Here is a 22,497-nt window from a genome sequence, read left to right as displayed (position 1 = left end):
CTCGCCGGATTCTCTTTGCACTGATTTATTTTCGCGACAGCGTGCCGCCATGTTCTGCAAATCCTAATTTGACCTGTGGGCTTTGCTAGGGCCGATGGCACCATGGAACGTCAGGGGTGACGGGCTCTGGCGGTGGAATGCAAATTCGTTCTTGACATCGCCTCGCAATCGGGCAGAATAATGGAAGGTGATTTGTGAGAGCGCTCACACGGGTTCGATTCAAGCGCTTTTATACTTCATGGCACGGATGGAAACTCGCAAGAGTTGGACACTTGTTTTATTTTGAGAGCGCTCTCATTTTGAATGTGCACGAGTCTCTCGAAACCCGCACTCACACCTGGAGACCCCATGAAAACCTCGCGCAAATCGAAGCTCGCGCAGTCGGCAGCCCTGCTCGGCACCATTGCCCTGCTGGCCACCGGATGCGGCGGAGCAGATAACGCGGCCGATGCCGAGCCTGCCTCGGTGGATAATCCGGTCACCCTGACCGTGACCACTTTCGGCACCATGGGCCTGGAAGCCCTGTACGAGAAATACGAAAAGGAAAATCCTGGCGTCAGCATCGAGGCGACGAATATCGATACCGGTGGAAACGCCCTGGTTGATTGGAAGACTAAACAAGCCTCGGGTGCGGGCCTGCCCGACCTCCAAGCCGTTGAAGAAGGCTGGCTCGGGCAGGTAATGGCCGTTTCCGATTCCTTCACCGACCTGCGCGACTACGGCATAGAAGATCTCAAGTCACAGTGGGTCGATTGGAAGGTCGAACAGGCCACCGACGCCGAAGGGCGGATCATCGGCTACGGCACGGATATCGGTCCAGAAGGACTCTGCTACAACACCAAGCTGCTAGAACAGGCAGATATGCCGGCAGAGCGCACCGAATTCGCGGAACTCATCGGTGGTGATGATGCCAGCTGGGAGGCCTACTTCGCAGCCGGCAAAAAATATGAGGAAAAAACCGGCAAAGCCTGGTTCGACCAGTCCGGGTTCGTCTGGAATGCCATGGTCAACCAACTCGATGAGGGCTATTACAAGTCAGATGGTTCGCTGAATATCCAGGGCAACGCAGAATTGAACGAACGCTGGAAGCAGCTGGCAGGGGCTGCCGAAGCAGGGCTCTCGTCGGGGCAGACCCAGTGGGACTGGGGTAAAGGCCAGGCTTTCCTGGACGGCTCTTTCGCCACTATGCCCTGCCCAGGCTGGATGTTAGGAGTAGTCAAGGGACAGGTTGAAGGTGCTGGTGGAGATGCATCCTCTGGTTGGGACTTTGCAGATGTCTTCCCTGGCGGTCCGGCAAACTGGGGCGGAACCTTCTTGACCATTCCCGCCACCTCGAAGAATCCAGCCGAAGCGGCCAAACTCGCCACCTGGCTGACCGATGCGCAGTCGCAGGCAGCCGCCTTTGAAACTGCCGGGACATTCCCCAGCAACCTCGAGGCTCAGGGTTCCGAACAGGTCACCGGAAGCAACGAGCTGACTAAGTTCTTCAACGATGCTCCCATCGGCCAGCTCCTGGCAAACCGGGCCGAGGGCGTGAAGGCACAGTTCAAGGGGGCAGATGATTCGGTCATCCAGGAGCAGGTCTTTGGCCCGGCAACTATCGCGTTGGATGGCGGCAAGGACGGCCAAGCCGCGTGGGATGAGGCCATGTCGACGCTGACGAACTTGGACATCAAGTAATCACCATCTGTAGGCCGGCCGGCAATGCGGCCGGCCTATGCGGAAAGAGAATCCGATAAATGAGCATCTTGACCAACAACGCTTCGGGCACCCCAGGTGCCGCGGCGCCGACGGGGGAGCAGCCCCCAGGCAAAAGGCACCGCAGGGCTGATCCGGCAGCCGGGAAGAAAACGCGCCGGCGTCAGCGTTGGGGACGGCTGGACTTCAAATACTCCCCGTATCTATACGTTTCACCTTTTTTCATTCTCTTCGCCCTGGTGGGGCTCTTTCCGCTGGTCTACACCTTCGTGGTTTCAATCAATGACTGGGACCTACTCGGGGGAGCCGGTGACTGGGTAGGGCTGGAGAACTACGCCGCAGAACTTAGCTCACCACTGTTCTGGAATTCGCTGTTCAACACGTTCAGCATCTTCCTGCTCTCGGCGATTCCCCAACTGCTCGTGGCCACCTTCATCGCAGCCATGCTGGACCAGAATATTCGTGCCAAGACGTTCTGGCGAATGAGTGTGCTGATTCCCTATGTGGTGACTCCGGTGGCCGTGACGCTGATCTTCTCCTCGGCCTTCGACGAGAAATATGGACTCATCAACAACCTGCTCCAAGTGATCAACATCGATCCGGTGGCGTGGAAGAGCGAGGTACTTCCCTCGCACTTGGCTATTGCCACCATGGTGAACTGGCGCTGGACCGGTTATAACGCGCTGATCCTGCTGGCAGCCATGCAAGCGGTGCCACGCGAACTGCACGAGTCCGCCGCGCTGGACGGAGCGGGGTCGATGCGTCGGTTCTTCTCCATCACGCTGCCGAGCATTCGCCCCACGATGATCTTCGTGATCATCACCGCGACCATCGGTGGCCTGCAGATCTTCACCGAACCGAAACTATTCAACGCCAGCAGCTCGGTGCCCGGCGGTCCCGAGCGCGAATACCAAACCACGGTGCTCTATCTCTGGGATCTGGCGTTCAACCGCGGCGACTTTGGCCGTGCATCTGCGGTCGCCTGGATGCTGTTCTTGATCATTATCGTGATCGGCCTGATCAACTTCGTGCTTTCCGGTTCCATTGCCTCTGCTAGCGAAGGGGGAAGCCGCAAGCGGCGCCGTGCGCAACGGCTGGCGCACCGAAACGCCGTGCGGCAAGCAAAAGCCAAGGTCGCCTCGAAGGGTGAAAGGTTAACAGACGCAGCAGCGAGCCCGAAGGACGGGGATTCCCATGACTAGCACCTCCTTGGACCGAACTGTGGAAGCCGGGAAGCCTGCAGCCAAACGCAAAAACTTCTCCATGGATCGCCGCCCAGGCTTTCTCACTTACGGGTTGCTGATCGCGTTCTTCCTCGGGAGCACCTACCCGCTGTGGTATTCGATGGTGATTGGTTCGAATACCGGGGCGGTATTCGCCTCGACGTACCCACCACTGCTTCCCGGAGGTTCGTTCTGGACGAATGCCGCCGAAGTTTTCCACACCATCGATTTCTGGGGCGCACTGGGAAACAGCATTCTCGTCTCCTCGGTCATCACGATCTCGGTGGTGGCATTCTCGACATTGGCCGGATATGCGTTCGCAAAGTTGCGCTTCCGCGGACGCCAGGGGCTGCTGGTTTTCGTGATTGCCACCCTGGCGGTGCCGACCCAGCTGGGGATCATCCCGTTGTTCATGGTGATGAAGGAATTTGGCTGGACCGGATCGCTCGGTGCGGTCATGGTGCCCACCTTGGTCACCGCGTTCGGAGTGTTTTTCATGCGCCAGTATTTGGTGGATGTCGTGCCAGATGAGTTGATCGAGGCAGCCCGAATCGACGGTGCCAGCATGATCGGTACCTTTTGGCATGTAGGAGTACCCGCGGCCCGTCCGGCGATGGCCATCTTGGCGCTCTTTACCTTCATGACCGCATGGACCGACTATCTGTGGCCAATGCTGGTCGCACCCCAAAACCCCACCTTGCAGGTGGCATTGAGCCAACTGCAATCCGCACGCTATGTGGACTACACGATCGTGATGTCCGGTGCGCTGATGGCAACCATCCCGCTGCTGCTGCTTTTTATAGTGGCGGGTAAACAACTTGTATCCGGAATTATGGCAGGAGCTGTAAAGGGCTAATGACAACCCACTTATCAGAGAATTTCGCTTGGCCCAGAGAATTCCTCTGGGGCTCGGCCACCGCGGCGGCGCAAATCGAAGGCGCCAGCCACGCCTACGGTAAAGAAGACTCCGTCTGGGATGCGTTCGCTCGCAAGCAGGGGGTGATCGCCGGCGGCGACAACCTGGAGACTGCGGTGGACCACTACCACCGGTACCGAGAGGATGTCGGGTTAATGCGTGAGCTCGGTCTGGATTCCTACCGCTTCTCCACCAGCTGGGCGCGGGTGGTTCCCGGCGGGCGTAGCGTCAACCCCGAGGGCCTGGATTTTTATTCGAGGCTAGTCGACGAGCTGTTGGAGCAGGGAATTCTGCCCTGGCTGACGCTGTACCACTGGGATCTGCCGCAGGCCCTCGAAGAGCAGGGCGGCTGGGCCAACCGTGACACGGCCTATAAATTCGCTGAGTATGCCGAGCTGGTTTACGCAAAGCTCGGTGACCGAGTCAAGCACTGGACGACCTTTAACGAACCGTTGTGTTCTTCGCTCATCGGTTACGCAGCCGGGGAACACGCACCGGGACGCCAAGATCCCGCGGCGGCTTTGTCGGCCGTGCACCACCAGCACCTCGGACATGGCCTGGCGGCAAAGCGTTTGCGTGAACTCGGCGCCCAAGAGCTTGGCATCACGCTGAATCTGACCAACGCGGTGCCAAACGATCCAACGGACCCGGTGGATCTGGAAGCGGCCCGTCGTATCGATGCGCTGTGGAACCGGATGTTCTTGGATCCCTTGCTGCGCGGTTCCTATCCCGAAGACCTGCTCGTAGACGTGGATGGCTTGGGGCTGGCCGAGGTCATTATGCCAGGGGACCTCGAGATCATTCATCAGCCCATCGACTTTCTCGGGGTGAACCATTATCACGATGACAACGTGTCGGGGCATCCGCTTGGCGAAGGCGAGCCGGAGGCGGTTGTACCAACTGATGCGCCGAAGTCCTCGCCTTTTGTAGGAAGCGAATATGTCAGCTTCCCGAGCCGAGACCTGCCGCGTACTGCGATGGGTTGGGAAGTTAATCCGCAGGGCCTGCGGATACTGCTGAACCGGTTGCAGACCGAATACAAGGATCTTCCGGCCTTGTACATCACCGAGAACGGAGCCTCCTATGCCGACGAACTGTCAGCGGACGGAACCGTGGCCGATGTCGAACGTCGTGAATACGTTTTTAGCCACCTGGATGCTGTTGCCGGTGCCATCCAAGACGGAGTGGACGTGCGGGGCTACTTCCTCTGGTCCTTGCTCGATAATTTCGAATGGGCCTGGGGCTATCAGAAGCGATTCGGCATCATTTACGTCGACTATGAAACCCAGAAACGCATTATTAAGGACAGCGGCAGGGCCTACGCGGGACTAATTGCCGCCAACCGTACAATGGCATAGCACTGGTGCGTGGCGCTTAGCCAAGCGCCACGCACCACACGCTAGTCACAAGGACCCGCCCAGCTACCGCAAAGAAGTAACGATGCCCGAACCACGCAAACAACAGCCGACGCTGGAACAGGTTGCCGAACGTGCAGGAGTCTCCAGAGCCACGGTGTCTCGCGTGGTCAACGGGTCGGACAAGGTCAAGGCCGATGCGGCGCGGGCAGTGGAAAAGGCCATCGCGGAACTGAACTACGTCCCGAATCGGGCGGCCCGTTCCCTCGCACAGGGTCGTACCAATTCCATCGCGTTAGTCATCCCCGAAAGCACCGCGAAGTTCTTCGCAGACCCATACTTCGCTGCGGTGATTCAGGGGGCTGCGATGTACCTGAGCACCACCGAATTCACGCTGTCCCTGTTGATCGCCACCGAGTCTGACCCCGCGAAAACCAGCCGCTACCTACGCGGCGGAAACGTTGATGGGGCGTTGATCCTTTCGCACCACGCGGATGACAGCTCATACAGCGAACTGGCCGGAGCGTTGCCGTTGGTCTTCGGCGGCCGCCCCATGAGCAACGAAGACGGCGACGTGTTCGTCGTTGACGTAGATAACGCGGCCGCGGCACGGGAAGCAACTGAAGCCATGCTCAAAGCGGGTCGCAAATACCCGGCGGCGATCTCGGGACCGCAGAACATGGGTGCGGCCCTCGACCGCCAATTGGGTTTCGAACAGGCGGTGCACGCCGCCGGTCTTGGCGTTGCCGCGGTTGCGGTGGGCGATTTCACCCCGGGCAGCGGAGAAACCGCCATGCGCGATTTGCTGGCCAGCGGCATAAAAATCGACTCGTTGTTTGCCGCCAGCGCGCAAATGGCCTTTGGCGCGATGAAGGTGATCGCTGAGGCGGGGCTTTCCGTGCCGAGAGACATCGCCATCACCACCATCGATGATGATTCATTTGCGCGCAATGCCTCGCCTGCGTTGACTACCGTGGCGCAGAATGCGGAAGAGCAAGGAGCCAAAATGGCGGAGGTTGTGGTGCAGCGCATTAATGGTGAAATGGTGCCCGAACGAATCATCATGCCAACAAAGCTGATTTTGCGCGGGTCCCACGGCGGCTAAATAAGTGCTTGGAGTTAAGCAAACAGTAAACCAAAAAATTCCCACTCCGGAGAGTGGGAATTTCAAATTGTGCGCCCAGAGGGATTCGAACCCCCGGCCTCCTGTTCCGTAGACAGGCGCTCTATCCAGCTGAGCTATGGGCGCATATTTAGTTGTTTTTCGCCTTGACGACTCCAATGACTTTACACCAGATTATCCGAAGGGCAAAAGCCGGAGAGGTCAAAGTGTGGCGTTTCACATCGGCCGTGGTGAATGTCGCCTGGGTCCGTCAAAACTGCCTTGGGTATGCAACCAGTGGAGCGTGCTTGAGTGCTGAAATGACACAATAGCTGGTGTGAATACTTGGACTGCATGGACTGGTGAAATTAAACCGTTACCTGGCGGGCGCCTCGGTCGTTTTGTCCCGCTGGCGCTTGCGCTGTTCATGTACGCGGGTGATGTGTGGCTGGGGACAGCCGGCTACCTCGCAGAACTTGGCGTGTTGTACCTGGCTTTTCCGTACCTGCCCCTGGCGGCTTTGTCGCTTGGGGTCCTGCCAAGCATTGCCGCATGGTTTGTGGGGTTGCTGCTTATCGCGGCGGTCGGTATGCCCGGGGTCTTATTGGCCAGCATGGTTTTTCCCTCGGTATTTGTCATTGTGCTCTCCTGCTATTTGCTGCCGTGGCGGGCGGCACTCGCTTTTCCCTCCGCAGCCATGGGCATGTTGTTCCTGCTGTATCTACTCTTGCCGGAGGTGGAGCTCCTGGCGGTCATGTTGCTGTGCGGTTTCGGCGTCATGTCGGCCGTGGCCGGGTTGAGCCTGAATGTCTATCGCCGGAAGAATGAAACGAGCGCCAAACGAATCAGGGATCTGGAAGTCGAACAGGCGAGAATTCGCTCCGAGGAACGAACGCAGCTCGCTCATGAGCTGCACGACATTGTTGCCCACGATGTCACGATCATGGCTATGCAAGCCCGTCGGGCCGAGTTCGTCAACGACCCGAAGAAGACTGCGGAAATCCTCGCTGGAATTGGCAATGCCGCGCAGCAAACCCTGCAGGATCTTCGCAGCCTTGTCGTCTTGCTGAAAACGGAAGCCAACGAAAATGAATTTCAGAGTCCCTCGGGGCTGGAAGCAGAAGAAGGCCAACAGATCTTGGAGTCCGATGAACTTTCCGGGGAGACCACTACCGCGGTAGGGCTGGTACATGATTTGGACAAGGTCATGCAAGCGCTCAAACGGGCCGGATTCGACGTGGCCTTCGCGCTAGAAGGCGAAGTAGCGCGTATTCCGGCGAGTTTGCGCCAAGCCCTTCGGCGAACCATCCGGGAACTGGGAACCAATATCCTCAAGCACGCGAATCCTGACGGAGCAGTGGAACTCCAGCTCCGTATCCGGCCAGACCGCGTATTGCTCAGCTCGACAAATGATATTGGACAGGGCACTCCCATCATGTCGTCGCAGACAGGTTTGGAAGCGATGCGCGCACGCTGCGAGGTATTTGGCGGCACCGTGGAGACCAGCGATTCCACCGGCCGCTGGTCGATCGGCGTAACTATCCCGCTTGAAAGCTTGCCCGCTACCGGATAACGACGGCAACCATGCAAAAATAGTGACCAGATGCGCTATCACCGTACGCGCATGAGAACCAAGTGCGTGGACTACCGCCAAGCGAGGAGTTATCAGTGACAACAGTGCTGCTTGTGGATGACGAGGCCTTGACCCGGGAAATTTTGCGAGATTATCTCTCCTCAGACCCCACCATTGAAATCGTCGGCGAAGCATCCAATGGGAAATCCGCCGTGGTCCAGGCGGCCTCGTTGCAGCCCGAGGTCATCTTGATGGATATGCAAATGCCGGTCATGGACGGCGTTGCGGCAACAGCCCAGATCCACCAGAGCAACCCTGAGATCGCGATTCTCGGTTTGAGCACTTTCGCCACCGACCGATATGTGGTGGACCTGCTGCGTGCTGGTGCCTCGGGCTACATCGTCAAGGATGCTAAGCCCCAGGAAATCACCGATGCGATTAATAAAGTGGCAGCCGGTGAGTCCATTCTGTCGCCGCAAGTGGCTCGACATGTGGTCAGCGGGCTGGCGAACTCAATCCCAGCCGAAGTCGAAGCCGATGCAGAACTGATCGATGCCCTGACCGACAAGGAACTGGAAGTCATCAAGCTTCTCGGGCGGGGCATGAGCAACAAGGAGATGGCCACGGAACTTTTTGTCACCGAGTCAACTATCAAAGCTCGCTTCGTGAAGGTTATGGAGAAATTTGGTGTGCGGGACCGCGTGCAGATTCTAGTCAAGGCCGTGGAACAGGGGCTTCTGGACATGAAGCCGGGGTCACGCGCACGCTAGGCGCAACGCCGGTAGCTTAGGATTTGCCGAGCACCGCACGCGGGGAGCGCAACAAGCCTTCCAACGCCAATTCGAGGTCGGCGTTTGCGACTTCATTCACCTGCGACTCGGGATTCAGAATCAAGTCGCCACCCCAACCCATGACCTCGTACTGGGCCAGCGCCCGAACCAACTCCACTGGTGAGCACCAGGCACGATTCAGATTGGCGATCGCAAACTGCTTGATTAGCAGCTCCTCATCCCGGGTCACCCGCAGGCCAAGATCTGCGACCGCGTCCAGCGTTGATTCCAAGGAGCCCAGCGAGTGGTTCTCCTGAGCAATGACCTGCCACATGATCGCAGGCTGGCGGTCCTTCAGGACGCGCCTTATTTGAATCAATGCAGCGTGCCCGGCCTGTTTCGTGGCCTTGGGCAAAAGCGCGACTGGACCTCCGGACAAGGTGGCAAGGGCCAAAAAAGTGGCCGCCGAACCGAGAGCCGCGGAGGGGTCGGCACCTGTAACCGTGATTTGTTCATAACCTTGGGTAGTCGTTCGCTCCAGGCGGTCCGAAAGCCCCGGGTTGTCTTTGCTTTCGAGGTGCCCGAAAAGTTCTGCACCGGGTGCTGCTAAGTTTTCTAGCTGCGCTTGCGGCCCGACCAGCGCCAGGGCGGGAGCGCCGGCCAAATCCGGGTCGATTTGCTGGGCATGCTCGGCGAAGGTTTGGAGCCACCGCTCCGCACCGCGCAAGGGAAGTGCTGCCGTCACATTGACTGCTCCAGCGCTGACCGCCCAGTCGTGCCAAATTGTTCCGGAATTCGAGGCGCAGACTCTGTCGGCTACCGCGCGCAGGGTTTGCTCCGCTTCGGAGGAACGCCGCTGATCGGTGCGCCAAGCCAAACTGACTAGGGTGAAGTGCGTTCGGTCATCTGGTATGGATCGGACGGGAGGGAATGCGCTGTTCACGGCTGGGACTCCTATGCGGGTTCAAGGGTCAAATGGTGGTGCTGCTGTGCAGCGAGACGTTTAGCCGAGGTTTGGAGCGCAGCGCGCAGGCCGGGCACATCGCCTAAGCCGTCGCGTAGTTTTTGCACTAAACCGGCCGCGAAACCGGGGGCATCTCGCAGCAAGATATCGCGGGCCACGGCGCGGGCGAACCGTTGGTCGTCATGCACAAGTTTTTCGGCGGTAAATAGTGCTCGCTGGCCGGCACGCAGCAATAGGTCATCATCGCAAAACCTCAGGGCAGCGAGGCGTTCGACAGGTTCGATTCCCGAGTTTGTGTCATCAACCAACACAAAGAGATCGTTGTGGACACGGTCGCCTGGGCCAAACATGCCCGCGCTGGCATCCAATCCTGAAGGCAGGGACAGCATTGCTGCGGCCAGCAGGTCTCCCAAAATTTCGGAATGCACTCGTGGTGCCGGCGCACTGCGGGTGGCTACGAGCAGGCGGGGGCGCTGCAGTCCTGGAACGGTTACGGTGCGCCGGCTGGCCGTGCGGAAAATGGACTCCTGCGCGGGCGGCACCGCCGGGGCCTCGGGGGTTTCAGTGGGCAGGGCATCTTGCAGACTCTGCAACATGTCCGCCGGTTCTTTGGGCCCGAAAGCGACCATTACCGCGTTGGAGGTGCGGTAATGGCGTGCGTGCAGCTCGCGCAACCGCCCTCCGGTCGCGCGCCCGAGGAGGTCGGCGTCTCCCGAACCGTCATGGGAATTTGCATGATCTTGCCAGCAGTGCGCCGAAAGATGCGGCCAAGGCAGAACGCCGCCGGGCGCCGAGGCGAGGCGGCTAGCGCGCTCAGTGGCCACGGCAGTGACCTGTGTGGTGATCTGTTCTTCTCTGAGCCTTGGGTAAAAGACCTGGTCCGCGATCCGCCGAGCCATGTCGTCAATCTGGTTTACCGGAGCAGTTTCATAGAATTCGGTGTAGTCCATATGCGTATGACCGCCGAGGACCCCGCCGGCGTGGAGCACCTGCAGTTCACGGTCCGCTCCGGTGATCGTGGAACTGTCCTGATAAATTAGGTGTTCCAGCAGGTGCATCATTCCCTCTTCGCCTTCCCGCTCATGACGCATTCCAGCGGCGACGCCCAGTACTACCGAGGCATTGCGCGTTTGGGGAGCATGAACGGCCGCTATGCGTGCCCCCGATTTCAGCGAGCGGAATTGTATGTGCCGTGTGCTGGCATCGATACGGGTGAGCAAGGCCTTCTCCTAAAGTTTCGCGTACTGGGTAGACAGATGGTTGACGGCCAAGTCCAAGAGCAGTTGGGCTTCGCGCAACGAGGCATGTCCGTAGTGGTGCCAGTCGTAGGCATGCTGGGTCAGCCGGTAGGCGCAGGCCAAACTAAAGCCGGATTCGCCAATGGCCTCGGGATAGGTATCCAGCAGTCCCAAGCGCAGCGGGTCGAGGTTTGTGCGCAATGCGGGGTAGAAGGCATAGAGCTCGGCAATTTCACCAAGAACCCATCCGAAGTCATAGGCGGGAGCCGCAAGTCCAGTGTCCTCTCCGGTCAACAGCGATCCACTACGGCCATTTGCGGTGAGCACCCAATGAGCCATGCCGGGGGAGCCATGCGCCAACGCCGAATCCTGAGTGCCCAGCATTCGCTGCGACCACCGCTTCAGTTGGCCTAGGGCCATGGGGCCCAACGTGTGCAACGCAGGCAACCATTTTCCACTCAGCCAGCCTTCGGCCCGTTGCAACGTGCGCGGTTCGCGAAGCGTTGTTTGACCGGTTATGGGGGTAGCGTGCAGATTATTGAGCGCCTCACCCCACAGCAGACCTATGCGGTGCATGTCCTTGGGGGAGCGTTGCTGGAGTTGTTCAGCAACGGTTGTGCCGGCAGTGGTAGCGTAGCTGCGAAATGTGGCGGTTCCCTCTCCCCACACAATGTGTTGCCGCTGATTCTCCGCAGAAGGGTTTTGCGTCTGGGAGAAATCGAGTGGTGCCTGGGCACCCAATCGTCGAGTCCACACGGCTTTGCCCTGCCCCAAATGCAGCTCCGTGACGAGCAGGCCCGTCGTGAGCCGGCGCCTTGGCGTGCTGCGCGGTTGCACTTCGGTTGTAGTCATTGCCGCTCAACCCCCGTAACAAGATCAACGAGTAAACGACGTTCCGACTCGAGGCGGCGCAATACTGCTGGAAAGGCGGGTGGAACCCAGGCGTCGGAAATAGCGCTGGATTCGCTCGGGCCGGGGACAGGATTGATCACGAGGAAGTTCTTCGGTTTGCGCAACTTCTCCAGAATATCCCTGACCAGTTGGTTTTCCATTGCACGTGGAGGAAGCGACGGCGCTATGCACACCCTTGCATGGGTGCTCAGCGCCGCAAGCAGTGAGGGGGAATCGCTGATGCCGTGGGCAAGCCGCGAAGTGTAGTCCAACGTGGCCGGGTAGATCAGGATCAGATCCGCCCACTCGGCCAAATCGATATGGGCCGCGATAATTTCATCGTCCCAATGGTCGGATTGGATCCGGGCCCGTAGCCGAGTCTCAAGGCTATGACGGGTGATGAAACGGCTGGCAGAATCGCGCATGACGATCCTGAACTGTGTTTCGGGGGCAGCTTCTAGGGCCCATTCAAGCCAAAACGGCATCATTTGAGTGGCAGCGGATCCGGTAAGGACCAGCACGACTTTTCGGTAGCCGAATCCTTCGAGCGTGAGATCCAGCTTGGAGGCGTCGGCCTTACTTTCTGCGGTGGTCATGGTGTTCCTTTTTGAGGGACTTGATGGGTCCGGTTGGGCGACGGCCCGAATAACGGCTCTGGGGCCGTCGCCTGACCGGGGTAGGACGGGGACTAGCAGCCCATCGTGAGCGTTGCGCCAATGAGCACGCCAGCGCAGAACGGGCTGGTGGCGGGTGCTTCGGTGGCGGCGTCGGCGCCGAGTTCACCGGCGGTGGTGAAGGTGTTGTGCGCCTGGGCGAGGTCGGTGAGGTTGGCTTGTGGTGCGAGTGCGTTGTTGTCCATGTCGTGCTCCTTTTTGGGTGTGATGGGTTGGTGGGTGTGGGGGCTTAGCAGCCGGCGCCGAGGGTGGCGCCGATGATGATGCCGACGCAAAGCGGGCTGGTGGCGGGTGCTTCGGTGGCGGCGTCGGCGCCGAGTTCACCGGCGGTGGTGAAGGTGTTGTGCGCCTGGGCGAGGTCGGTGAGGTTGGCTTGTGGTGCGAGTGCGTTGTTGTCCATGTCGTGCTCCTTGAGATAATTGCCGTTGAAGGCTGATGGTGTTGTTCCTCGGATGAGGTGTGAACGCGTTTCCAGAGGCTGCGGGGGCGCCTCGACGGTACGCAAATTTTGGGGGGTGCTTCACCGAGGCGCTGAATTCGCTGGCTCGTGAATGCGGAAAGGTAGGAGAAGCTCAGAGATTGGTTGCCGGATTACGAGGATCGATCCTGGCTCTGGTCGCCTCAAATGCCCAGGCATCCTGCAGTCGCATCTCGTTCTTGGCCGCGGTCAGCAGTGCATCGGTGAGTACCCGGGAGCGGTGCTGTCCGAAGCTCAGCCCTCGGTGGGAAGGCCGTGGATCCGCCGATTCTCCCGCTTGCGAGAATCTTGGAGACAGCCGCTGGGTAAAGATCGAGTGCTCCGTGTGCGGGGCTGAGATCCGAGCCGTTGCGGCGGTGAGACGGTCGGCGATCTCCTGCACAGCGGTGTCTGGCACGTAGAGCACCATCGCGTCGCTGCGCGGATAGGCGAGGGAAGAGGAAAGCGCTTTAGCCTGATAGCCGCCGGCTGACTTTGCTAAGACATCTAGGACGATAGGCCAGAGTTCCAAGGCTTGAGCCGCCGAATCGCAGGTGACATAGATTCGTGCAGTGACCTGCTCCGCATCGATTCCGCTTGCTCCGAGCGCCAAGACGTATCCGGGAGTGGTCCGGGTGCGCCAGCTGGGCGTGCGCACGGCCGCTTCGGATGAGGGATCCAACCGAGACACATCGTGGTGTGGGACAAGTACCTTGACGCCGCCGAGGGTGACTACGTGGTGCTTGAGACCTTGGACATCGACCGTTTGCCTTGCGGGCGATCCGGATTGCTGCCAGATGCTTCGGTGGGGGATATCCGCGATTAATTCGTCCGCGAGATCCTGGTACCCGGTCGTTGGCATATTCTCGATGAGCGGATTTCTGATGTGCAGGTGAGTGTAGGTGGCCGCGCTAAGCTGCGATCTGAGCTCACTTCGACTTCCTGCGCTCAATGAGGTGCTCCCGATACGCGCCGTATTCGCCGCCAAGTCCACCCTGACGTGATCGGCCAATCCTTCAAGTATTCGCTCAAAGCTCGCCCAGCGGGTGAGGGTCGGTGGCATCAGTGTTCACTCCTTCCGAATCCAAGGGCTTGGTAATAGCTGCCAGGACTAAGCAACGCCTTTCGTCCGACGCCGGCTGCGGCTCGTTCGATGCCAGGTAGCCGGGAGACCATTGCAGCTCGGGCAATTGAACGATCGATGAGATGCCAACCCAGATGCGCGGTGGCGCGCACGGGGAGCTGCTCGTCATAGCCGGTAGCGATGCGGGTGTAGCTGCGCCAGAGTTCCTGGATCTGCGGGACCACCATGCCCATGCGTTGCGCCATGACCGCTGTGGCCAGCTCTTCGTCGAAATGTTCCGGGGGCGCCCCGGCATTGCCCCGGCTGGTGACCGTGTCGAGAACCGCGCGGTAGATCCATTCTCCGGCCAGCATGCCGAGATCCCGGGCGGGATCTCCTAGTCCGAATTCCTCCCAGTCGAGCAGGAGTAGCTCGTTCTCCTCAAGATGAAACTGGTCGAGCCGCAGGTCCGCGTGGATTGGGCTGGTTTGATGCTGCAGTTCCCAGTCACGCAGTTCAACGGCTGCATTGATGAGTAGATTATCGGACTGCAACTGCGCCCACAGCGCGATTTCGGCGAGGGTAAAATTCTGGTACTGGGCCTGCGGAACGCCGAGGTGCAGCATTTCAATCGGGGGACTGGAAATGGTGGTGGGCTCCAGACCTGTCGGGGCAGCGGTATGCAAACGTCCAAGGATTTCACCGGCCCGTGACGCGAAATCTGCCGGCACCCGTTCCTCAACCACCATGCTGGCTAGGCTTTCACCGGGGCAGTAGTCAAAGATGAGAAGGCGTTCAATTTCATTCGAGGCGATCAGGCGTGCGCTTGCCGGCGCATGGTGCGGATGCGTGTGGGCGAAGCGTGCGAATTCCAAGGAGCGATTGAACGCTCGCGGCGTCGAAGATTTTTCGGAGAAACGTTTGGCAAAGACCTTGCTGCCATCGGCTAGCGTCAGGACCCAGGTCCCGTTGCGCCCGGCAAAAGCTGCCGGAGAAATACTCCGGACCGAGGCCCGCCCTAGCTGTTCCAATAGCGCATCAGCCAAAAGTGAAGCCTGATGAGCCTCGGGGTTCAAAGATCGAGGATAAAGCGTAGTCGTGCTCATGATGATCTGCTTCCTTCCTGTTCGTACCGGCGACGCCGATACGAACAGGGAATCTCGAAGAGCTGACGGGGTCGCTAGCGGAGGAAATTGGTGACGACGTAGGCAATGGCGACGCCGAGGGCGAGCAAGGCGAGATTACGCAGTTGCTTTCGAATATTCGAGGGCTTCTTGGCGAGATCCTGATGATTGTCGTTGTCAGTCATGGGGTGTCCTTTCGTCATTGACTGTGTGAAGCGGGAGAATCTAGGCGGCATCGTCGGAGCTGAGCGCATCGCGTAGCGAGACTCGCGAACCGGTACGCAGCGCGTTGTTCCGGTAGAGCTTGGTGGCCATCCAGAAAAGCACTGGAATAGACAGCACCGCGATTGCGGCGGAGGTCGCCATCTGCCAGGCATCTACTCCATCGAGTCCGACGCGCATCGGCATGAGGTACGAGGAGAACAGCGGTACGAACGACAGGGCGTGCAACCAGCCGTTCTCAAGATTATTGGGCAGGACATAGAGCGCTAGTACCAGCAGCACCATCTGCAAGACCGACAGCGGCATAACCGCAGAAGCTAAATCTTCTTGGCGGGCCACGGTGGCCGCCAGCGCCGTGTTCAATAGCGCAAAGATGGCATATCCAAGCAAGAACCAGATCAGGAACCACACCAGGATAGGTCCAGCTTCCACGTCGAGTAGCGAGAAGCCTCCCACCACTGAGAACCCGAGCACCCCTGCGCCACCGATGACCAGTAATTGCGTGAGAGTTACCAGGCCGATGCCGATGAGCTTGCCGAGCAGCAACGGCGTGATACCGATTTTGGTCAGCAGGATTTCGACGACTCTCGAAGATTTTTCCTCCACGACCCCGGTGGTCAGGCTTTGAGCCGAATAAACCAGAGAGGTAAGGAGCGCACAGATCATGGCCGTGGCAAAGAGCATTCGAGGATTAAGCGTGAAGGCCTGAAATTGCTCCATGGAGTTCACGAGGAACCAACCGCCGATGCCTGCTGCTGCGGCGACTCCCAGGGCAAGTAATCCGGTGGTAATCAAGATGGTTCGATTGGCCGTCCGGGTGAGGATTTCGCGCCGAATTACCAATCCAGTTTCGCGGAACGTTCCGCTCAGGCCCGGCATGGTGTTAAGGCTTAGCGGCTGGGTGGTCATGAGATTCCTCCTGCATTCTGGGCGAGTTGTGCGTTGATGGTCAGTTCGCCACGTCCGGCGGAAATGAAGTCCTGGGACAGCAAGTCGTCCAAGGATCGCTGAATTGCTTCGATGCTGCGCAAGGAACCATGACGTTGCGCCGCCGCCAGTAGCGCCGGCGGCAGGTCCAGATCGGTTCCGGACATGGACACGAACACCGTGCTGTGGTCATCGGCGGGCAACGTGACTGTGAGCCCTCGGATCATGGCGATCTCTGCTGCGAAGCCCTCGGCATTCGCCGAGAACCTCAGCTGCCATCTGCTCTGGCCGTCGTTTTGCAATTCGGCGACACTGCCGCTGGCCTTCACTCGCCCTTGGTCGAGGACGCAAACCTTGTCGCAAAGACGTTCTACCAGGTCAAGCTGGTGGGATGAGAAGAGCACCCCCACACCGCGGGCAGCCTGTTCGCGAAGCAGCGAACCCATCGTGGCCACCGCGGTTGGGTCCAAACCAGAGAACGGTTCATCGAGGACCAGAAGCGCAGGATTGCCGACGAGCGAGACAGCCAACTGGACACGTTGCTGATTGCCCAGCGACAGGTCCTGGATTAAGGTTTTTTCCCGCCCGGTCAAGCCCAGGGAGCCGATAAGATCGTCGGCAACCGCTCTGGCCTGTTTTCCCATATGGCCTTCCAGCAGGGCAAAATGAATAATTTGCTCGCGGACGGGCATTTGCGGGTAGAGTCCGCGTTCTTCTGGCATGTAGCCGATGGCTCGACGATCTGCCGTGGTGATTGGTGATCCATCCCAGGTGATTTCTCCCCGGTCGGCGTTCAGCAATCCGAGGATTAGCCGCATCGTGGTGGTCTTGCCGGCGCCGTTACCGCCAATGAACCCGACGATCTCGCCGCGTTGAACCGAAAGGTCCATATCGTGCAGAACCGTGCGGTTGCCGAAGCTGCGGACGATGCCGGTGAGCTGCAGTCCGTTCATGAGGTGCTCCTCGTGTTGGTTTCGTTATCGATACCGACTCTATGGAGCGAAGAACGAGCTGACCCTGTACTTGAGTACAGTTCTGCATTGTTCTAAAGGCCAATATTCCTTCCTGAGCGGGAATTGATCAGCACTCCTGGCAGATTAGTTGAGCGTATATTCGCAGACTATCGATTCGCTTCCCGCTGTTCGAAGTGTGGGTATTCGGCCTGCCGCCATTTAATCCAGCTGAATCATATAGAGCGGAATTATTGGTCTTTTGTATATGTGCCGCATGCGCGGACCGGTGAAAAGTTGTTGGTGGCACAAAGCTGCCGGGCACGTCATCATCTAGATCGCGAAAACTGGAGAAACTCATGGTCAAGTTGCTTACCGCTGGAACCGTTGCACTCAACACCACACTTATTTCCTTGGCCGACGCGGCATTCAGCGGAGCATTGCTATGCCAGTACTTCGGATTCTCTTGCTAGCTCAGGTTGCGAATTCCACGCTGAGTAAAGGTATAAACGTTGCTCATGACTCAGTGGGCCATGGGATTCAGCAGCTGCCGATAGCCCCATGACGCGTTTTCGCGCAAATGCAGAATAAGGTGCTACAAGCCGCGCTGAGTCCATTGGCTCCTGCTCGCTGACCCTTGCGGCGCCGACATGGGACGCGGACAGCGGGATCCGGCATTAAGGACTTGCAGAAGGTTAAACGAAAAAGTCTCGGGACATCAAATCAACGATGTCCCGAGACTTTTACTTTATTGGTGCGCCCAGAGGGATTCGAACCCCCGGCCTCCTGTTCCGTAGACAGGCGCTCTATCCAGCTGAGCTATGGGCGCATATTTAGTTTGCTTGATTCACTCTCGCGAACCTCGAATAACTATACAGATGAAATTCGATCGGTACAAATCGCAGGTGGACGGTATCTATCGAAAGTGAACAGAAGGTTATGTGAAGAATCCAAAAGGGTACCGGTCTACGTGACCTTGGTCACATAAATGGGTTGATGTTCATCGATAAACCCCCGAAATTTCGGGAAATTTATCTTCCCAAGTCTAACATCAGCCCAATGCTGAGGATTGGGTCACACAATGTGCCAGCTGGAGTACCCCTAGCCTTGATTTATTGACAAATTCAGCCCAATGGAGGGAATGGATAATGAGCACGAGCTCCGATCAGAACGTAATCGACGCAGCGCCAACCACGCACGCAAAGTTGGCAGCTTGGGTTGAGGAAGTTGCCGCGCTGACGAAGCCCGAACGTGTTTATTGGGTCGACGGCTCCGCTGCGGAGAATGACCGCCTGACCGCTGAACTGGTTGAGGCCGGCACTCTGGTTAAGCTGACCGACCCGAACTTCCCGAATTCCTACGCAGGATTCTCGGATCCGAAGGACGTCGCCCGTGTTGAGGAGCGCACCTTCATCTGCTCGGAGAAGGAAGAAGACGCCGGCTTCACCAATAACTGGGAAGACCCAGCGAAGATGAAGTCGATGCTCAACGGACTGTTCGACGGATCGATGCGCGGACGCACCATGTACGTCATTCCTTTCGTCATGGGCCCGCTGAACGCCGACGAGCCTGCATACGGTGTAGAGCTGACCGACTCCGCCTACGTGGTCGCTTCGATGCGCGTCATGGCCAAGATCGGTAGCGAAGTGCTGCGCAAGATGGAAGCCGAAGAAGCCTTCTTTGTTCCTGCGTTGCACTCGGTCGGCGCACCGCTTAAGCCAGGGCAGGAAGATGTCGTCTGGCCATGCAACGAAGACAAGTGGATCGTGCACTTCCCCGAAGAGCGCGCCATCATGTCTTACGGCTCGGGCTACGGCGGAAACGCCCTGCTGGGCAAGAAGTGCTACTCGCTGCGCATTGCCTCGGCAATGGCCCGCGACGAGGGTTGGCTCGCCGAGCACATGCTGATCCTGAAGCTGACCAGCCCACAGGGCAGGTCCTACAACATTGCAGCGGCCTTCCCCTCGGCCTGCGGCAAGACGAACCTCGCCCTGCTGGAACCAACCATTGAAGGCTGGAAAGCCGAGACGCTGGGCGATGACATCAACTGGATGCGCATCGGCAAGGACGGCGAGCTGCGCGGGGTGAACCCGGAATACGGCCTGTTCGGTGTGGCGCCGGGCACCGGGTGGTCCACCAACCCGAACGCCATGCGTGCCATCACCAAGGGCAACTCCATCTTCACCAACGTAGCGCTGACCGACGAAGGCGGCGTCTGGTGGGAGGGCATGACCGACGAGGCTCCGGCGCACCTGACCGACTGGTTGGGCAATGACTGGACGCCAGAGTCGGGCACCAACGCGGCGCACCCGAACTCCCGTTTCTGCACCCCGATCGACCAGGTCGATATGCTGTCCGAGGATTACTACTCGCCAAACGGCGTGAAGATCGACGCGATCCTCTTCGGCGGACGTCGCAAGACGACCATCCCGCTGGTGACCGAGGCACGCAGCTGGACCAACGGCATCTTCATGGGTTCAACCCTGTCCTCGGAGACCACCGCCGCCGCTTCCGGCGCAACCGGTGTGATCCGCCGCGACCCGATGGCCATGCTGCCATTCATTGGCTACAACGCAGGGGACTACCTGAACCACTGGGACAAGATCTCCGAGAAGCTCAACCCGGAGCAGATGCCGAAGATCTTCTTGGTCAACTGGTTCCGCCGCACCGCCGACGGCGGCTTCGCATGGCCTGGTTTCGGAGATAACTCGCGCGTGCTCAAGTGGGCCATCGAGCGTATCGAAGGCACCGCGGACGCCAAGGAGACCATCATCGGCAACGTGCCAACCGGCGACTCCCTGGACCTGACGGGTCTGAAGGATTTCACCCCAGCCGACGTGGAGGCCGCCGTGGCGGTCAACAAGGACGAATGGGCCACCGAGGTCGAGGGAATCGAAGAATGGTACGAGAACTTCGGTGACGCGCTGCCAGCATCGCTGCGTGCCGAGCTCGACGGTTTGAAAGCCCGCCTCAGCGCCTAGCTTTCGGTGGCAGAAGATCCCGTGGGATCCGCAGAACTGCGGATTCCGCGGGATCTTCGTTTAACCACGCGGAGTTGATTGCCCGCCCATCGCTAGGGGTGCTCCATGGCGCCGGGGTGGAAACGATCCGCGGTGTAGAGGAGCGCGCCAAACGCGATCAGCGAACTGGCCACCGCGGTGAGCGCAAAGGCCAACGCGGAATCCGCCCCGGACAGACCGACCAGCGGGGTGGCTAACGCGCCGATGAGGAATTGCGCCGACCCCAAGAGTGCGGAGCCCGAGCCCGAAACATCGCGCACCTCGGCCAACGCCAATCCGGTGGTATTGCCCATGGTGAAGCCGATCGAGGAGACCAGCACGAAGATCACCGCCGCCAGGCCCAGACTGCGTATCTGGAGCATCGCCAGCAGGAGGATCACCAGGCTTGCGCCCAGCAGAATCGTCAGCGCGACCGATATGGTGCGGCGTAGCGGGACCCGGCCCACCAGCCGTGCAGAGACCAAGCCCGAAAGGATCAGGCCCGCCGCGTTGAGGCCGAAGCATAGGGCGTAGCCCCGCGCGCTGAGACCCAGCACCTCTTGATAGAGGAAGGGCGAGGCCGAGACATAGGCCATCATCGCGCCGAAAGCGAAGCCGAATTGGACCAGGTAGCCGACAAATCGCCGGCGGGAGAGCGCCAGCTTCAGCGGGGCAAGGAAATTTCCGCCCGAACGTGCCGCGGGGGCGAGGGTTTCTCGGTAGATGGCCAGGGATCCGGTGACCATGAGCAGCGCGGCGGCGCTGAGCACCCACAGCACCAGGCGGAAGCCGCCTAGCTCACCGAGGTAGGCTCCCAAGAGCGGCGCCACCGCCGGAGCTATTGCCCCGAAAGTCATCAAAATGCTGAAGGTTCGTGCGGTCTGGACGCCCTTGGTCGTGTCGGCCACGATCGCCTTGGAAATCACCACGCCCGCCGCTCCGCCGATGCCTTGCAAACCGCGGGCGATGCTCAACGCCTCCAAGGATGGCGCCAGCGCGGCGGCCACCGAGGCCAGCACGAATAATGCGGTGCCCCAGCGCAACGGCCTGGCGCGGCCTAGCCGGTCCGAGAGCGCTCCCCACAGGAGCTGTCCAAGGCCCATCCCCAGCAGGAAGAAGGTCAGGGTCAGCTGGATCGCCGAAGCGGAAGTGGAGAACTCCTGCGTCATCGCCGGGAAGGAAGGCAGATACATGTCCGTGGCCAGCGGGCCGGTGGTGCCCAGCAGGATCAGCAGGGCAAAAAGCGGTGGGGTCAAGCGTGAGCGCTCGAAGGCAGAAGGCATAAGCCCATTCTAGAAGCGGAAACCGCCCTAGCTACGCTTGTTCCCTAGCGAGGTCCGTCGCGGGTACCTGCTCCAGCGGACCGGGCGGTTTGGCGGCAAACCAGGTCACCCCGGCACCGGCCAGCGCCACGCAAAGGATGCCGAGCAGGGACAACCAACCCAGCTGCTCACCGAGCACCAGCCAACCGATCAGCGTGCCCATGGCCGGGTCGATGGCGAACAGCGTACCCACCACGCGGGCCGAGGATATGCGAGCCGCCAGGGTGTCCACCAGATAGGGGATGGCCACCCCGATCGCGCCGCTCAGGGCCAGTAGTCCCCATTGCGCTCCGGTCACCTCGGCAACCTTCGGGATGCCGAAGGGCAAGGAGACCAGCGCGGCGATCGACACGGACAGCGCCAGCGAGCTGACGGAGGAGTCGCCTGCCTTGCCTACCTTCTCGGCCAGCAGGGTATACAACGCGAAGCAGAGTCCCGCCCCGATGCCGAAGGCGAAGCCGAGCAGATCGAAATGGCCGCCGGGCCCGGCAATGAGAATCACCCCGCCCAGGGCGAGCAATGCCCAGGCGGCCTCGCGGATACGGCGGGAGAACACCAGCGCCACCACCGCAGGGCCCAGAAAATCCAGGGTGACGGCAACGCCTAGGGGCAAATATTCGATCGCCTTATAAAGCAACAAGTTCATCGCCGCCATGACGATTCCGTAGCAGGCAATCGCCGACCACGCGCTCGCGCTGTGCCCGCGCACGGTCGGACGCAAGAAGACCAGCAGCACCACGGCCGCAAGGACTAGCCGCAAGGAACTGACGGCGGGTGAGCCGAGTGCCTCGAACATGCTTGCCGAGATTGCCGAGGAGCTCTGCACTCCGATCGAACCCAGCACCACGAAAAGCGCCGCGCGGCCACCCGAATGTGGCGGGGCGGCCGGTTTGCTTTGAGCTTGGGAGTTCATAGGGGGACAACCTTTTTCGAGTCGGGGCCTCTCTGATTGAAGTGCAGGCAGGTCAGTTGGCCAAGAATACGGCGTGGAATTGTCACAATCCGGGTTCAGTTTCCAGCTACCGACGG

21 protein-coding genes and 2 tRNA genes are annotated in these 22,497 nt (G+C 59.7%); 8 read left to right on the top strand and 15 right to left on the bottom strand.

The annotated features are described in order from the left end of the window. Positions 1–348: 348 nt before the first annotated feature. The 5 genes from CQ017_RS08810 (at position 349) to CQ017_RS08790 (ending at position 6,297) form a co-directional block, all read left to right on the top strand. Positions 349–1,680, top strand: coding sequence for an ABC transporter substrate-binding protein (locus CQ017_RS08810; RefSeq protein ID WP_105553403.1), 1,332 nt, complete (start codon positions 349–351; stop codon positions 1,678–1,680). A gap of 59 nt (positions 1,681–1,739) precedes the next feature. Beyond that, on the top strand, positions 1,740–2,900 hold the full coding sequence (locus tag CQ017_RS08805; RefSeq protein ID WP_105553402.1) for a carbohydrate ABC transporter permease: 1,161 nt from the start codon (positions 1,740–1,742) through the stop codon (positions 2,898–2,900). Further along, positions 2,893–3,777: a carbohydrate ABC transporter permease gene (locus CQ017_RS08800; protein WP_105553401.1), complete on the top strand. Its 885-nt coding sequence runs from the start codon at positions 2,893–2,895 to the stop codon at positions 3,775–3,777. The genes CQ017_RS08805 and CQ017_RS08800 overlap by 8 nt, the downstream gene beginning before the upstream one ends. After that, positions 3,777–5,195: a GH1 family beta-glucosidase gene (locus tag CQ017_RS08795; protein WP_105553400.1), complete on the top strand. Its 1,419-nt coding sequence runs from the start codon at positions 3,777–3,779 to the stop codon at positions 5,193–5,195. Before CQ017_RS08800 ends, CQ017_RS08795 begins: the two co-directional genes overlap by 1 nt. Positions 5,196–5,277: 82 nt before the next feature. Continuing rightward, on the top strand, positions 5,278–6,297 hold the full coding sequence (locus CQ017_RS08790; protein ID WP_105553399.1) for a LacI family DNA-binding transcriptional regulator: 1,020 nt from the start codon (positions 5,278–5,280) through the stop codon (positions 6,295–6,297). A gap of 70 nt (positions 6,298–6,367) precedes the next feature. Here the strand turns inward: CQ017_RS08790 and CQ017_RS08785 are convergent. Next, positions 6,368–6,441 (bottom strand) — tRNA-Arg (locus tag CQ017_RS08785). 190 nt (positions 6,442–6,631) lie between these two features. On the opposite strand from CQ017_RS08785, the gene CQ017_RS08780 reads away from it, so the two are divergent. Together CQ017_RS08780 and CQ017_RS08775 are read left to right on the top strand one after the other, a co-directional pair. Continuing rightward, positions 6,632–7,867, top strand: a complete 1,236-nt coding sequence (locus tag CQ017_RS08780) for a sensor histidine kinase (protein ID WP_258133560.1) — start codon at positions 6,632–6,634, stop codon at positions 7,865–7,867. Between the two features lie 95 nt (positions 7,868–7,962). Beyond that, the gene (locus tag CQ017_RS08775) at positions 7,963–8,637 is read left to right on the top strand and encodes a response regulator transcription factor (protein WP_105553397.1); all 675 of its coding nucleotides are present in this window, start codon (positions 7,963–7,965) and stop codon (positions 8,635–8,637) included. A gap of 16 nt (positions 8,638–8,653) precedes the next feature. Here the strand turns inward: CQ017_RS08775 and CQ017_RS08770 are convergent, their stop codons facing one another. From CQ017_RS08770 to CQ017_RS08730, 12 genes are all read right to left on the bottom strand, one after another. Continuing rightward, a complete protein-coding gene (locus tag CQ017_RS08770; RefSeq protein ID WP_105553396.1) occupies positions 8,654–9,514 on the bottom strand; it encodes a hypothetical protein in 861 nt (286 codons plus the stop codon). Positions 9,515–9,591: 77 nt separating this feature from the next. After that, a complete protein-coding gene (locus CQ017_RS08765; protein ID WP_105553395.1) occupies positions 9,592–10,821 on the bottom strand; it encodes a pitrilysin family protein in 1,230 nt (409 codons plus the stop codon). Between the two features lie 9 nt (positions 10,822–10,830). Then, positions 10,831–11,691: a hypothetical protein gene (locus CQ017_RS17875; protein WP_146112459.1), complete on the bottom strand. Its 861-nt coding sequence runs from the start codon at positions 11,689–11,691 to the stop codon at positions 10,831–10,833. Then, complete coding sequence (locus CQ017_RS08755; RefSeq protein WP_096285377.1) at positions 11,688–12,326, bottom strand: flavoprotein; 639 nt, start codon at positions 12,324–12,326, stop codon at positions 11,688–11,690. Before CQ017_RS08755 ends, CQ017_RS17875 begins: the two co-directional genes overlap by 4 nt. Before the next feature lie 92 nt (positions 12,327–12,418). Next, positions 12,419–12,589, bottom strand: coding sequence for an LxmA leader domain family RiPP (locus CQ017_RS18090; protein ID WP_176484142.1), 171 nt, complete (start codon positions 12,587–12,589; stop codon positions 12,419–12,421). Positions 12,590–12,633: 44 nt separating this feature from the next. Continuing rightward, positions 12,634–12,804, bottom strand: coding sequence for an LxmA leader domain family RiPP (locus CQ017_RS18085; RefSeq protein ID WP_181148426.1), 171 nt, complete (start codon positions 12,802–12,804; stop codon positions 12,634–12,636). A 172-nt stretch (positions 12,805–12,976) separates the two neighbouring features. Then, a complete protein-coding gene (locus tag CQ017_RS08750; protein WP_176484141.1) occupies positions 12,977–13,924 on the bottom strand; it encodes a T3SS effector HopA1 family protein in 948 nt (315 codons plus the stop codon). Continuing rightward, positions 13,924–15,030, bottom strand: a complete 1,107-nt coding sequence (gene lxmK / locus CQ017_RS08745; protein WP_258133559.1) for a class V lanthionine synthetase subunit LxmK — start codon at positions 15,028–15,030, stop codon at positions 13,924–13,926. Before lxmK ends, CQ017_RS08750 begins: the two co-directional genes overlap by 1 nt. A gap of 74 nt (positions 15,031–15,104) precedes the next feature. Next, positions 15,105–15,233: a hypothetical protein gene (locus CQ017_RS18370; RefSeq protein WP_258133558.1), complete on the bottom strand. Its 129-nt coding sequence runs from the start codon at positions 15,231–15,233 to the stop codon at positions 15,105–15,107. A 40-nt stretch (positions 15,234–15,273) separates the two neighbouring features. Then, positions 15,274–16,179, bottom strand: coding sequence for an ABC transporter permease (locus CQ017_RS08740; protein WP_096285373.1), 906 nt, complete (start codon positions 16,177–16,179; stop codon positions 15,274–15,276). Then, the gene (locus tag CQ017_RS08735) at positions 16,176–17,150 is read right to left on the bottom strand and encodes an ABC transporter ATP-binding protein (protein ID WP_105553393.1); all 975 of its coding nucleotides are present in this window, start codon (positions 17,148–17,150) and stop codon (positions 16,176–16,178) included. Before CQ017_RS08735 ends, CQ017_RS08740 begins: the two co-directional genes overlap by 4 nt. A 749-nt stretch (positions 17,151–17,899) precedes the next feature. After that, a tRNA-Arg gene (locus tag CQ017_RS08730) sits at positions 17,900–17,976 on the bottom strand. 319 nt (positions 17,977–18,295) lie between these two features. On the opposite strand from CQ017_RS08730, the gene CQ017_RS08725 reads away from it, so the two are divergent. Continuing rightward, on the top strand, positions 18,296–20,128 hold the full coding sequence (locus CQ017_RS08725) for a phosphoenolpyruvate carboxykinase (GTP) (RefSeq protein WP_105553392.1): 1,833 nt from the start codon (positions 18,296–18,298) through the stop codon (positions 20,126–20,128). Between the two features lie 92 nt (positions 20,129–20,220). Here the strand turns inward: CQ017_RS08725 and CQ017_RS08720 are convergent, their stop codons facing one another. Both CQ017_RS08720 and CQ017_RS08715 read right to left on the bottom strand, forming a co-directional pair. Continuing rightward, positions 20,221–21,429, bottom strand: a complete 1,209-nt coding sequence (locus tag CQ017_RS08720; RefSeq protein WP_105553391.1) for a multidrug effflux MFS transporter — start codon at positions 21,427–21,429, stop codon at positions 20,221–20,223. 31 nt (positions 21,430–21,460) lie between these two features. Further along, entirely contained in the window at positions 21,461–22,381 is a 921-nt protein-coding gene (locus tag CQ017_RS08715) for a DMT family transporter (RefSeq protein WP_105553390.1), read from the bottom strand. Positions 22,382–22,497: the final 116 nt, after the last annotated feature.

The sequence above is a fragment of the Arthrobacter sp. MYb224 genome, from assembly GCF_002975455.1.
GTDB lineage: Bacteria > Actinomycetota > Actinomycetes > Actinomycetales > Micrococcaceae > Glutamicibacter.
The sequence above is the reverse complement of the archived record's forward strand: the minus strand, read 5'-3'. Positions and strand labels throughout refer to the sequence as shown.

Coding starts and splice junctions, on each gene's coding strand:
- CQ017_RS17875 (WP_146112459.1), bottom strand. CDS start 11,691: ATGACTACAACCGAAGTGCAACCGCGCAGCACGCCAAGGCGCCGGCTC.
- CQ017_RS08795 (WP_105553400.1), top strand. CDS start 3,777: ATGACAACCCACTTATCAGAGAATTTCGCTTGGCCCAGAGAATTCCTC.
- CQ017_RS08750 (WP_176484141.1), bottom strand. CDS start 13,924: ATGCCACCGACCCTCACCCGCTGGGCGAGCTTTGAGCGAATACTTGAA.
- CQ017_RS08810 (WP_105553403.1), top strand. CDS start 349: ATGAAAACCTCGCGCAAATCGAAGCTCGCGCAGTCGGCAGCCCTGCTC.
- CQ017_RS18090 (WP_176484142.1), bottom strand. CDS start 12,589: ATGGACAACAACGCACTCGCACCACAAGCCAACCTCACCGACCTCGCC.
- CQ017_RS08720 (WP_105553391.1), bottom strand. CDS start 21,429: ATGCCTTCTGCCTTCGAGCGCTCACGCTTGACCCCACCGCTTTTTGCC.
- CQ017_RS08755 (WP_096285377.1), bottom strand. CDS start 12,326: ATGACCACCGCAGAAAGTAAGGCCGACGCCTCCAAGCTGGATCTCACG.
- lxmK (WP_258133559.1), bottom strand. CDS start 15,030: ATGAGCACGACTACGCTTTATCCTCGATCTTTGAACCCCGAGGCTCAT.
- CQ017_RS18370 (WP_258133558.1), bottom strand. CDS start 15,233: ATGACTGACAACGACAATCATCAGGATCTCGCCAAGAAGCCCTCGAAT.
- CQ017_RS08790 (WP_105553399.1), top strand. CDS start 5,278: ATGCCCGAACCACGCAAACAACAGCCGACGCTGGAACAGGTTGCCGAA.
- CQ017_RS08715 (WP_105553390.1), bottom strand. CDS start 22,381: ATGAACTCCCAAGCTCAAAGCAAACCGGCCGCCCCGCCACATTCGGGT.
- CQ017_RS18085 (WP_181148426.1), bottom strand. CDS start 12,804: ATGGACAACAACGCACTCGCACCACAAGCCAACCTCACCGACCTCGCC.
- CQ017_RS08800 (WP_105553401.1), top strand. CDS start 2,893: ATGACTAGCACCTCCTTGGACCGAACTGTGGAAGCCGGGAAGCCTGCA.
- CQ017_RS08805 (WP_105553402.1), top strand. CDS start 1,740: ATGAGCATCTTGACCAACAACGCTTCGGGCACCCCAGGTGCCGCGGCG.
- CQ017_RS08725 (WP_105553392.1), top strand. CDS start 18,296: ATGAGCACGAGCTCCGATCAGAACGTAATCGACGCAGCGCCAACCACG.
- CQ017_RS08735 (WP_105553393.1), bottom strand. CDS start 17,150: ATGAACGGACTGCAGCTCACCGGCATCGTCCGCAGCTTCGGCAACCGC.
- CQ017_RS08740 (WP_096285373.1), bottom strand. CDS start 16,179: ATGACCACCCAGCCGCTAAGCCTTAACACCATGCCGGGCCTGAGCGGA.